Annotated in this window: 9 protein-coding genes; 2 read left to right on the plus strand and 7 right to left on the minus strand. The window is 38.9% G+C overall.

Translation table 11 applies throughout. The features are described 5' to 3' along the window. Position 1: 1 nt before the first annotated feature. On the minus strand, positions 2 to 592 hold the full coding sequence (locus tag ACYSN2_RS08185; RefSeq protein WP_461749764.1) for a TetR/AcrR family transcriptional regulator: 591 nt from the start codon (positions 590 to 592) through the stop codon (positions 2 to 4). Between the two features lie 424 nt (positions 593 to 1,016). Here ACYSN2_RS08185 and aas point away from each other — a divergent pair, with 424 nt between their 5' ends. Then, positions 1,017 to 3,161 (plus strand): bifunctional acyl-ACP--phospholipid O-acyltransferase/long-chain-fatty-acid--ACP ligase, encoded by a 2,145-nt coding sequence (gene aas, locus ACYSN2_RS08190; protein ID WP_461749765.1) that lies wholly within the window; start codon positions 1,017 to 1,019, stop codon positions 3,159 to 3,161. A 103-nt stretch (positions 3,162 to 3,264) separates the two neighbouring features. Then, complete coding sequence (gene lplT / locus ACYSN2_RS08195) at positions 3,265 to 4,488, plus strand: lysophospholipid transporter LplT (RefSeq protein WP_461749766.1); 1,224 nt, start codon at positions 3,265 to 3,267, stop codon at positions 4,486 to 4,488. A 127-nt stretch (positions 4,489 to 4,615) separates the two neighbouring features. Here lplT and pepT read toward each other — a convergent pair whose 3' ends face one another. The 6 genes from pepT to ACYSN2_RS08225 all read right to left on the minus strand — a co-directional run bounded on the left by pepT (position 4,616) and on the right by ACYSN2_RS08225 (position 11,927). Next, on the minus strand, positions 4,616 to 5,851 hold the full coding sequence (gene pepT / locus ACYSN2_RS08200) for a peptidase T (RefSeq protein WP_461749767.1): 1,236 nt from the start codon (positions 5,849 to 5,851) through the stop codon (positions 4,616 to 4,618). 90 nt (positions 5,852 to 5,941) lie between these two features. Continuing rightward, positions 5,942 to 7,519, minus strand: coding sequence for an AbgT family transporter (locus ACYSN2_RS08205; protein WP_461749768.1), 1,578 nt, complete (start codon positions 7,517 to 7,519; stop codon positions 5,942 to 5,944). Between the two features lie 347 nt (positions 7,520 to 7,866). Next, positions 7,867 to 9,981 carry a methionine--tRNA ligase gene (gene metG, locus ACYSN2_RS08210; RefSeq protein WP_461749769.1) on the minus strand — a complete coding sequence of 705 codons (2,115 nt, stop codon included), beginning with the start codon at positions 9,979 to 9,981 and terminating at the stop codon, positions 7,867 to 7,869. Between the two features lie 245 nt (positions 9,982 to 10,226). Then, on the minus strand, positions 10,227 to 10,700 hold the full coding sequence (ispF, locus tag ACYSN2_RS08215) for a 2-C-methyl-D-erythritol 2,4-cyclodiphosphate synthase (RefSeq protein WP_461749770.1): 474 nt from the start codon (positions 10,698 to 10,700) through the stop codon (positions 10,227 to 10,229). After that, the gene (gene ispD, locus ACYSN2_RS08220; protein ID WP_461749771.1) at positions 10,691 to 11,461 is read right to left on the minus strand and encodes a 2-C-methyl-D-erythritol 4-phosphate cytidylyltransferase; all 771 of its coding nucleotides are present in this window, start codon (positions 11,459 to 11,461) and stop codon (positions 10,691 to 10,693) included. The genes ispF and ispD overlap by 10 nt, the downstream gene beginning before the upstream one ends. 160 nt (positions 11,462 to 11,621) lie before the next feature. Beyond that, positions 11,622 to 11,927: an integration host factor subunit beta gene (locus tag ACYSN2_RS08225; RefSeq protein ID WP_461749772.1), complete on the minus strand. Its 306-nt coding sequence runs from the start codon at positions 11,925 to 11,927 to the stop codon at positions 11,622 to 11,624. Positions 11,928 to 12,146: the final 219 nt, after the last annotated feature.

Consider the following 12,146-nt stretch of genomic DNA (forward strand, 5'->3'; position numbering starts at 1 on the left):
TCTAAATCGTGACTTCATTCACAAGTAACTTGTGAACAGCTCTTGTGACTTCATCTGTAAATTCATCCCATGATGCATGCGCATCTTCGAACATATTATATTGAATCAATGGTTCAAGGATTAATCCCGTATAGAGCGATACTTGCGTTAAGATCGATACATTTTCAATCTCGCCCTTTTCCATGCCTTCCACTAAAACATCTCGCATCCAGAAATGAGGTTTTAGCTCATCTTCTACTTTAATCCAGAATTTATATTGCGAAAGAAGTGCAAAATGTACGCTGTCTGAATCCGCATGATAGAGCGCATAAGTATAGCGCTGCATCTCTTGTAATCTTGTAATGGTATCTTTATCTGATTGCTGTGCGATTCGTTTAATCTCTTTCGTGTAGGTGCGAAGAATGATTCTAAAGAGATAGAGCGCCATCTCTTCTTTACTCTTAAAGTGCTTATAGAGCGCAGCTTCCGATGTGCCGGCTTCTTTGGAAATATCACGCACAGATACTAAATCATAGCCATTTTTTGCAAACAGTCTTAAACCTGCTTCTAAATAACGGCATTTACTGCCTTCCGTTGAAAAATCAAATTTCATGCTGTTTCCTTTATAAAGCTAACATTCGTTAACGCAAAGTATAGCAATAAATGTTCCTTTGTGAAAATCATGATTCCCGGCAAGTAGATATCATAAAATCAGCCTGAAAAAGTTAACGATTGATTACTTTTTACTTGACACTATTTCAGAGAAGCTTTAATCTACATAAAGTTAACGGTCGATTACTTCATTTAATGGTCGTTTATGAAATGTTGATTAAACGTTGATTCATTTAAGAATGATTCATAAAGATTTCTATAATATGCTTCAAAAGTTGTCTTAAAATGAAACATTTATCACTAAAAATCGTTATGATAACGCTTCATTCATCAAGAAATTGTTTGAGTCGAAAGATAGATTTAAAACCGATTTGAAACACAATATTCAGATCGACATTATTTATAGAAATAGAGGAAAGTCGCCCATGAGATGGTTTTTACGAGTTCTACTCAATCTCTTTTACACCATTGAAGTTGAGATTAATGAAGAGAGCCGACATCAGCAAGGCATTATTGTCTGCAATCATCAATCCTTTTTAGATGGTTTATTGTTGGGGTTATATCTCCCTCAAAAACCGCTTTTTGTCATTAATAAAGAGATTGCCGCAAGATGGTATTTCAAAACTTTTCTGCGATTTGTGCCGCACGTAACCGTTGATCCTTTTCATCCTATGGCGATGAAAACAATTTTACAACATGCGAAAACCGGCGAAAGTATCGCGATTTTCCCAGAAGGAAGAATCACTTTAACCGGCAGTTTTATGAAGTTTTATGAAGGCGCGGCATTTATTGCGAATAAAACCAATCGTCCGCTAATCCCTGTTTTTATTGAAGGTGCTGATAGAACGCACTTTAGCCGCTTAAAAGGCATTGTGAAACAGCGTCTTTTCTCCAAAATTCGAATTGTAATGGAAGCACCGGTCTATATCAAAATCCCGGCAAATAGCTCCCCACAACAATCTCGTCATTATCTTGCAAAGTTTACTCAGGAATGTCTTATGAATACTCGTTTAAATGTGTTTCAACCTACTTCTCTCTTTGAAAGCGTAGTGCTTGCTCGGGATGCATTTGGCAAAAATACCGAATGTATCGAAGATATTACGCGCAAACCGCTCAGCTATCAGAAACTGACCGAAGCATCTTTAGCACTTTCTAGAGTTTTCAAGCGTCATACTGCTGAGAATGATCGCATCGGTTTACTGCTTCCCAATACTTCCGCAGCAGCGATTACCATTTTAGCGCTCAATGCCATTCATCGTGTCAGCGCCCTTCTCAATTATAGTGCCGGCGTTGAAGGTATGGATGCCGCTATTGTCGCTGCCGATATCAAAACGATTATTACTTCTAAACGTTTCCTCAAAGAAGGAAAACTCGAACATTTTCCTGAGAATTTCCCACAAATTCAGTGGATCTATTTAGAAGATCTCAAGAAAGAAATTACGCTGAAAGATAAGTTATGGGTTTTACTCGCTCGAAGAAATCCAATGAAGTTTCTGCCAAAAACAGATACGCAAGATGAAGCGATTATTCTCTTCACATCCGGTTCTGAAGGCAAACCAAAAGGCGTTGTACATTCTAACTGCTCGATTTTAACCAATGTTGAACAGCTTCATACGGTTGCCGATTTCACGACCAAAGATCGATTCATGGTAGCGCTTCCGTTATTCCACGCATTTGGCTTAACTGCCGGTATGTTTACGGCAATTTTGTCAGGCGCAAAAGCATTCTTCTATCCATCGCCACTTCATTATCGCGTGATTCCGGAAATGATCTACGATATGCAAGCAACGGTTTTCTTCGGCACTTCCACATTCCTTCAAAACTATGCAAGATATGCCAATCCTGTGGATTTTGCGTCCCTTCGTTATGTGGTTGCCGGCGCTGAAAAGCTGAGCGATACCGTGAAACAAACATGGCAAGAGAAGTTCGGCATTCGTATTTTAGAAGGTTACGGCGCAACAGAATGCGCGCCCGTTGTTTCCATCAACGTGCCAATGGATTATAAAGAACAAACCATCGGCAAGCTTCTTCCCGGCATGGAAGCAAAATTAATGCCGGTAGAAGGCATCGAAAAAGGCGGGCGTTTAATGGTAAAAGGCAACAACCTCATGAAAGGGTATCTTCTCTATGATAATCCCGGTATTTTAGATAATTCCGATATCGAACAAAATGACGGTTGGTACGATACCGGCGATATTGTCTCTATTGATGAAGATGGCTTTTTAGTAGTGGAAGGACGCGCAAAACGTTTCGCAAAAATTGCCGGCGAAATGGTTGCTTTAGAAACTGCCGAAAGAATTTTTAGAGAAACATATCCTGAATTTCAACATGCTGCCGTTACAAGAGAAGATCAGAGCAAAGGAGAAGCGATTGTGATTTTCACAACGTGCGCTGAAACAGATCGCAGAACATTAACCCAAACTGCAAAATCTCTCGGAATTCCAGAACTCGCCATTAGCCGAGATGTTCGAGTTGTGAAAGAGTTGCCAAGATTGGGTTCCGGCAAAGTGAATTATCAAGCTTTAACAGAATTATTAGAAAGTGATTCTGTAAATCAGAATAAAGCATAATTCTATAATTGTGGATATACTGCGGACGCACTATCTTTAAATGAGTGCAAACTTTCTCTACCGCAGTACATCGGTTTCTCTTAATGCTATTTGAGTCAATAAAATGAATACCCAAACGATCCATTCTCATTCTGATATTCCTCAAGAAAAGCTCTTTAATCGCGGGATTATTACCGTATTAAATGCCCAGTTTTTCTCGGCATTTGCCGATAATGCGCTCTTTTTTGCATTAATGGAGCTGATTAGCCAAGGGAGTTTTGGGAAAGAAGGCACTTATATTTTGCAAGGAACCTTCGCTCTCTTTTATATTCTGCTTGCGCCTTTTGTTGGGCATATTGCCGATAATATCTCAAAAGGACGAGTGTTACTCATTGGTAACGGCATTAAAATTCTCGGCATTTCGCTCTTGTTTGCCAATATTAATCCTTTCGTCTGTTATGCCATTGTCGGCTTTGGTGCCGCCGTTTATTCGCCGGCAAAATTTGGGATTTTAAGCGAACTTGTTTCAAATAAACTGCTGATTAAAGCCAATGGTTTAATTGAGGGTTCCACCATCGTTGCTATTTTGCTTGGCTCAGCGCTTGGGGGAATATTGGCGGAAAGCAATCTCTTCTATGCGCTTCTTCTCGCTTTCTCGGCATTTCTTTTAGCCTTAATCTTTAACCTCTTTATTCCCAAAATCACACCAAAACGCCACGATGGTTTTAAACCTCGAAAAATTACCCGAAAATTTATCATCGTTTTAAAGCGTCTCCTTTCCGATAAAAAAGCGCGTTTTGCGATTTTAGGAACGAGCCTTTTCTGGTGCGGTGTTGCCGTTTTAAAACTGCTCCTCAACGATTGGGTACGAGATGTATTGGGCGAAGGTACAGAGAAAGTTTCAGAACTGAGTTTAATTGTCGGCATCGGCATTATTCTAGGTTCTGCCATTGCCGCCATCACGATTACGCAAAAGAATATTAAACTCAGCCTTTGGGCCGGAATTGGCATGAGCATTGCCGTGATCCTCTTCCTCATTCAAGAAAACCTCTATTTAGCGTATGCAACACTTCTCTTCATCGGAATGTGTGGCGGTATTTTTCTCATTCCCTTAAATGCGCTTCTGCAAGAGCAAGGCGGAAAACTGAAAAGCACCGGAACAGCAGTTGCCATCCAAAACCTCTTTGAAAACTGCTTTATGATGATCGCTCTCTTTATCTTCGGCGGACTTGTGAGCTTCTCCGGCATTTCGATTATCTATCTGATGGCACTTTTTTCAGCGCTCTTCTTCCTCCTTGTTTTAGCGCTCTTTATTCATATTCGTGTTCGTAATGTGTTTGCCGAATAACAGAGCATCAATCAGATTGCACAATTCCTCATCACAAAAACGAAGAGCCCTGTAAAATGCAGGGCTCTTTCATGTTTTATGCAGTTACGCTTTCGTTATCACAAAACTTATCCACAGAAATTGGGGATTACTTTTGATACTGGCTCACAAGCTCTACGATTTTTTTCGTAACCTCGTAACTTTTCTCAAAGGCAGAGATCGGTAGAAACTCAAATCGAGAATGAAAATTCAATGCGCCTGTAAAGTAATTTGGTGTGAATATCCCACGTGTTGAAAGTGCAGAACCATCTGTTCCACCGCGCATTGGAATCACATTCGGTTCGATATCGAGAGCTTTAAAAGAAGCAAAAAGGAGATCAAGTGCTGTTTGATCCTCGCCCATCGAATCTTTAATATTGCTATATACATCCGTAATATCGCAAGTGATTTTGGCGCTCGGATGCATTTTTGCAATCAGTGCAACAGATTCTTCAATATGCTTTTTACGAGTTTCATAACTCGCCTTATCAAAATCTCGAATATTAATATTCATTACCGCATCATTCGGCGTACCATTTAATGCCGTAATCCAAAAGTAACCATCTCGATCTTCAGTATGTTCCGGCGTATCTAAGCGATCGAAACAATCCATTAAATCATGGGCCACTCGAAGGGGATTCACAAGCACTCCTTTTGCCGACATAGGATGAGCAGTTACGCCTTCAATTTTAATTTTGGCAGATCCGGCATTAAAGGTTTCATAAACCACTTCTCCCTCTTCACAGCAATCAATTGTGTATGCAAAATCCACTTTAAAGCGATCTAAATCCATGATTTTTGCGCCCCTAAGCCCAATTTCTTCATCCGGAACAAAGGCAACATATAGATCGCCACAATCCATATTGGTTTCAGAAAGTTCTTTTAATAACTCCATCACACAAGTAACAGCGGCTTTGTTATCAGCACCTAATACACTCGTACCATCACTGAAAATAATCTCTTCCCCAATATAACGCTCCGCTTCCGGATGTTCAGCTCGTTTAAACCAAATATCTTCTTCTGAATTTAAGCAAAGATCTTTCCCTTCATAACGCAATACTTGTGGGTAAATATTAGGAGAAAGCCCGACATCGACAGTGTCTACATGCGTGATAAATCCCATTGTTGGAACGTTTTTAATCGTTCCAGGTCGAAATGCCGTTAAAACACTATGTTCATCAATATGAATATCTTCCAAACCATATGCTTTCAACTCTTCTGCTAAAAGCCGAACCATATTCCATTGACTTAACGTTGAAGGAATGGTGGCAGAAGCAGCATCACTTTGGCTTTCAATGGCTAAATACTTAAAAAATCTCGTTGTTAATGCGTGTCCTAATGACATATCAAACTCCCTTCGAGTGAACTATTTTCATGATATTCAATCTACGATATTCTAAAACCTTATGATCCTCAATCCCTTTAAAATGATGCTTTAAGGAGAAGGAACATTTACAGGAATCGTGTACACACTTTCGAATCCAAGTGGAATATTCAACCACCAGAAAAGATATAATGTTGCGGTTAAAACAAGGAATAAACCCGCAGTATAAGGAATCATCATTGAACACAGTGTTCCGACACCTGCTTTTGTATAATACCTTGCACAGTACATAATAATTAATGGATAAAATGGAAACATTGGCGTTGCAACGTTTACCGCAGAATCACTAATTCTAAATGCTGCTTGTGTTAATTCTGGAGAAATTCCAACAGCCATCAACATCGGCACCAATACCGGAGCCATAATTGCCCATTTAGAAGTTGCGGAAGTAATCAAAATATTCACAATGCCTACAAGCCCAATGACAAATAAAATAGTGAGCTCAGAGGGGAATTTCAGGGTGGTTAATAGATCTGCTCCGGCAAGTGCTATGAGCTTACCGATGTTTGAGACATTAAATGAATAGAGAAATTGCGCTGCAAAGAAAGCAAATACAATAAATGGAATGAGCGATTTCATAATCTGTTCCATCGCTTTTACGATATCATTACTTGAAGTAAATGACTTCGTAATAACCCCAAAAATAACGCCAGGAATCGCAAAGAATAGAAAAATCAGTGGCACAATCATCTGCATAATACCGGCTTGTGAACTTGTCATACTACCATCAGGTGCACGAAGCGGTGAGCTCTCCGGCCATAATAATAGCGTTAATATTACGATCATCATCAATACGGATAATCCAGCCCATCTGAATCCTGTATGATCTGCTGGGGTAATCACAGAAAGCTCTTCTGTTTCTTCTTTTGATAATTGACTATCAATGGGGCAATTTTTATTAAGCCAAGGTTCCACGACTTTTTCGGTAATAAACCAACATACTAAAATAACCCCAAAAGTACTTCCAAAGCTTAAAAAATAGTTAGCGAGAACGTTTACATCATAAGTAGGATGTACAATCCTTGCGGCTTCCTGAGTAAAACTTTGCATAATCGGATCAATTTTTGAAGGCATAAAGCTTGCACTAAAACCTCCCGCTAATCCTGCAAATGCCGTAGAAATTCCGGCAAGTGGATGTCGACCTTTTGCATAGAACATGAGTGCCGATACCGGCATTAAAATCACATAAGCAGAGTCCGATACAATGTGTGCTAAAACTGCTACAAATGCCACCGTTGGCGTTAAAAATCTCGGGGAGATAAATCCGAGCATTTTCTTAAGAGCCGTATTAATAAATCCACTATGTTCTGCAATTCCAATCCCTAATGTGGCGACTATCGTGATGCCAAGAGGTGGGAAATTCATGAAGTTTTGTACCATCGACGTTAAAAATTTCACAATACGTTCATAATTAAACATATTTAAAACTTCAATTTTTTGCGGGGCAACGCCGGCCTCATGGGAAGGAAGATAGTAATCAAAATTGATAAATGAAAGTGCAAAAGAGAGAATCCAACAAATTACTAATGCGTAAACAAAGAGCATCGTGACGCTCGGCATCGTGTTCCCAAAACGCTCTACGGCATTTAGAAATCCTTTTTTCTTTATGGGCTCTGTAGCAATCGTCATAAAATAAGCCATCCTTCTAAGTTATTAATTTTCAAGCAACTTCATGACAATAATATAAATCCTTTCTTTTTGAAACAATATTCTTCCAAAAATTCTATAAATTAAACCAAAAGGTTATCTATGTTAAAACGAAGGTCAATTTATTGAAATATCTCCTAATTATAATGTGAAAAATAGGGTAGTTACTTCTAGATTCATTCTACAAAAACAAAAACGGATTCAAACCCTTTGAAAGTTTGAATCCGTTTCTCATTTCTATTCATCAAATTCATTCAACAAACTCGATGAATCACGATCTATATTTAAAAAGGACGATCTTAAAACCATCCTTTTCAAGTTCAAGCAATTTAAGAAATTTTTGCGCCCGGTGCTAATTCGCCTAATGTTGTTAAGAGTGTTAAATCTTCTTTTGTAGAAGCTGAAAGAATCATCCCTTCGCTCACACCAAAACGCATTTTTCTCGGCGCAAGGTTTGCCACAACAATCACTGAAGTTCCTACTAATTTTGCAGGATCTTCATAGAATTTACGAATGCCGGAGAAAATCGTTCTTGGCTTCTCTTCGCCTAAATCAATTTGGAAAGTCAGGAGTTTATCAGCGCCTTCAATGAAATCACATGATAAAACTTTTCCTAAACGAAGATCTAGTTTGCTGAAATCATCAATCGAGATATATTCACCTGAATCTGTTGCTGTTGATGCTTCCACTTTCGCTTCTTTCTTCACATTATCTGCCTTTTTAGAAGCTGCCGCATCATTACGCACAACGCCCAATGCCTCTTTATTCGCATCAATGAGTTTATCTAAATCTTTACGATTTAAACGTGTCATCAAATGCTCATAATCAGCAATGGTATGACCTTTCGTTAAACGATTCGTCAATGCTTCAAATGAGAGCGGTTCAATATTTAAAAATGCTTCTACTTTGCCGGCAACAATGGGTAATACAGGTTTTAAGTAGAGCGATAACAATCTAAATGCTTCTAAATATCCTGTACAAAGATCATGAAGTAATTGACGTTTTGATTCATCTTTCGCAATTTCCCAAGGTTTCATTTGGTCAAAATGCTCATTCACATCATCACATGCTGCTGAAATTTCACGAAGTGCTAATGAGAAGTTACGGTTTTCATAACCTTCTTTAATCGTTGCCGCACGATCAATAATAGATGCAAGTAAAGCTTCTGATTCTGGTGCGATATTTCCAAGCTCATTGTTAAAGTCTTTGGCAATAAAGCGACTAGTTCTTGAAGCAATGTTGACATATTTCCCAACTAAATCGGCGTTCACACGATTCACGAAGTCATCGAGGTTTAAGTCAAAGTCATCAATTGCACCATTAGATTTTGCTGCAAAATAGTAACGAAGCCATTCAGGATCGAGCTTTTGATCTAAATAGGAATCTGCCGTGATAAAGGTTCCACGAGATTTACTCATTTTTGAACCATCTACCGTTAAGAAGCCGTTAATTGCATATTGCGAAGGGACACGATGACCTGAGAAATTGAGCATTGCCGGCCAGAAAAGCGTATGGAAATACATGATATCTTTTCCGATAAAATGCACCATTTCAGTACCAGCAGTTGCGGCTTTATCTTTCTTCACAAAGCTCTCAAAATCAACATTGCCCACTCGATCACAATAGTTTTTAAATGATCCAAAGTAGCCAATCGGCGCATCTAACCAAACGTAGAAATATTTATTTTCGGCATTCGGAATTGGGAAACCAAAGTAAGGTGCATCACGAGAAATATCCCAATCAGAGAGCTTACAATCTCCTTCTTCGCCAATCCATTCACGCATTTTGTTCGCTGCTTCCGGCTGAAGTCTTGCTTTATCTTCCAAGAACTCACGAAGGAATTCCACACAACGAGGATCTGAAAGTTTAAAGAAGAAATGCTCAGATGGGCGCATTACCGGCGTTTTTCCAGTCACTGCAGAGAATGGATTAATCAATTCTGTCGGACGATATGTCGCGCCACATGATTCACAGTTATCGCCGTATTGATCTTTCGCATGACATTTCGGACATTCGCCTTTAATAAAGCGGTCCGGCAAGAACATTTTGCGTTCTTCATCATAGAACTGTTCAATCGTTTTAGTTTCGATTAAATCATTGGCTTGCAGTGCTAAATAGATCTCTTCAACGAGCGCTTGGTTCTCTTTGGAATGCGTTGTGTAGTAGTTATCAAAATCGATATGAAAGCGATCAAAGTCATGAAGATGCGCTGCATGTGCTTTTGCAATCAATTCTTCCGGCGTAATGCCTAATTGATCTGCTTTAAGCATGATAGGAGTACCGTGCGTATCATCTGCACAGATATAGTAGACATTATTTCCAAGCATTCGCTGAAAACGCACCCAAATATCGGCTTGTGCATATCCTAAAAGATGCCCAAGATGAATATCACCATTGGCAAATGGCAGTGCATTTGTGACAAAAATATCTCTCTGTTGTTGCATACTCTACTAATTCCTATCTTCGATTAGATGATTCAGGGAAATCCCTAACTCTACATTTTTCTATGTTTTTATATCGGCGTTCTGAATATTTAGAACACTGATTTCAATTCTTGTATTAATCTCTTAATATTGCTTCTTCTTGAAGCTTCTTATAAGTTGTCTGTATAAGTTTTTATATAATTCTTTATATAGTTCCTTTATATAAACCTCAGATCATGTATCACTGATATGATGAACGCTTTAGATTACTTGCGTTTTAAAAGGACTGCAACTTGCGCCGCAATTCCCTCTTCACGACCGACAAATCCTAATTTTTCCATCGTCGTGGCTTTCACATTAATATCATCTTGGCTAATTAAAAGATCGCCGGCAATCACACGCTCAATCGCTTCTCGATGCGGCAATATCTTTGGTTGTTCCGCCATAATCGTAATATCAATGTTCCCGATCTCATACCCTTTATTGAGCACCAATTGATAGGCTTCTACCAATAATTTACGGCTATCAATATCTTTATACGCAGGATCTGTATCTGGGAAAAGTGTTCCGATATCCCCAAGCTTTACCGCACCTAAAATCGCATCTGTTAACGCATGAAGCACAACATCGCCATCTGAATGCGCTTTAAATGATTTAGTGTAAGGAATTTTCACTCCGCCAAGCATCAGATGATCACCCTCTTTGAAGGTATGTACATCAAATCCAAATCCTATTCGCATTGTTTTCTCTCACTAAAATAGAGGTTCATTAATTGTAGATCTTCAGGATATGTGATCTTGAAATTATGATGATAACCTCGGTAAACTTTTGGGAAGAAGCCATTATACTCTAAAACCGATGCTTCATCCGTCACATTTGCACCTTCATCCATAATTTTTTGAGTCGCAGATAACAAAAGACTTAATGGCGCCATTTGCGGTGTTTGCGCAAGCCAAATATGATCGCGGTTTAAGGTTTTTTCAATATTGCCATCCGCATTGACTTGCTTAATCGTATCTTGCGCCGGCAATGCCATAATTGCGCCACCTTCAGGTGCATCTTCCACAACTTGCTGTAAAAAATGCGAAAGTTCCATTTCCCGAAGTCCCGGTCTTGCGGCATCATGAACAGCGATCCAAATATCTTCTAAGTTTTTTCCCTCAGAAGATAATTTCTCTGCCAAAAACTGTAAGCCATTAAACACCGAATCTGTACGAGTAGCGCCACCCACGGTTTGCCATAAACGTGGATGCGTAATTTCAAGCGACGTTTGATCTTCCGGCGATAACACCACAACGCCACCATTCACGGCTTCGCAATGAATCCATAAATTTAAGGTATGCGTTAATATCGTTTTGCCGGCAATCTCTAGATATTGCTTAGAAATCTCCGCTTCCATACGATTCCCAACGCCGGCAGCCGGAATAATAAAGTAGACTTCTTTCCCTTTCACGACATTTTCATTAGAAATTATTTCATCCGGCAATACTGCTTGATTCATGGTTCTTTTCGCTCATATATTTCATACAGAGCTCTATTCTACCTGTAATTTGTGATAAAAAAAGAGCGTTTAACAAAACGCTCTTTTTGATTTCTGTAATTTTTGTGATGATTCACATCCTGTGAAAGATCTTTTGATTACTGCTTTTACCGCTTTTTTACTATTTTGGTAATGGGTAGCTTGCACTACTGTCATCTACTCTTTCACGAAGTAATTTTCCTGGTTTGAAATGCGTAGTATATTTACCGCTTAATTCTACTGCATCACCAGTTTTTGGGTTACGACCAATTTTCGGCTCACGATAACGGACTGAAAAACTTCCAAAACCACGAATCTCAATACGACCACCTTCTCCAAGTGTATCTGTAATGTGCTCTAAAATTTTCTTAACACTCTTTTCAATCTCGGTAGATGAACAATGAGGATATTTAGCACTGAGTCTTTGAACCAACTCTGATCTAGTCACGATATTTTCTCCTTAAATCTAGACTTTGTTTGTAACTGTACTTCACCATTATTTGGTAAATAAATGTATATTTTGATAAATAATACAATCTATTAAGTCATTAAGCAAGAAGATCTCGTTTTATTTTTGTTTTTTAGTACTTTAAAATCAAAGGCTTTACAAAAAAACCGCAAGGACTATTCATCCTTGCGGTTTTCAACAAATACTTTTTTTACATAT

It is taken from the genome of Ignatzschineria sp. LJL83 (assembly GCF_054871845.1).

Excerpts from the sequence above, each read along its gene's own strand:
- ACYSN2_RS08185 (WP_461749764.1), bottom strand. The coding sequence starts at position 592 with ATGAAATTTGATTTTTCAACGGAAGGCAGTAAATGCCGTTATTTAGAA.
- aas (WP_461749765.1), top strand. The coding sequence starts at position 1,017 with ATGAGATGGTTTTTACGAGTTCTACTCAATCTCTTTTACACCATTGAA.
- lplT (WP_461749766.1), top strand. The coding sequence starts at position 3,265 with ATGAATACCCAAACGATCCATTCTCATTCTGATATTCCTCAAGAAAAG.
- pepT (WP_461749767.1), bottom strand. The coding sequence starts at position 5,851 with ATGTCATTAGGACACGCATTAACAACGAGATTTTTTAAGTATTTAGCC.
- ACYSN2_RS08205 (WP_461749768.1), bottom strand. The coding sequence starts at position 7,519 with ATGACGATTGCTACAGAGCCCATAAAGAAAAAAGGATTTCTAAATGCC.
- metG (WP_461749769.1), bottom strand. The coding sequence starts at position 9,981 with ATGCAACAACAGAGAGATATTTTTGTCACAAATGCACTGCCATTTGCC.
- ispF (WP_461749770.1), bottom strand. The coding sequence starts at position 10,700 with ATGCGAATAGGATTTGGATTTGATGTACATACCTTCAAAGAGGGTGAT.
- ispD (WP_461749771.1), bottom strand. The coding sequence starts at position 11,461 with ATGAATCAAGCAGTATTGCCGGATGAAATAATTTCTAATGAAAATGTC.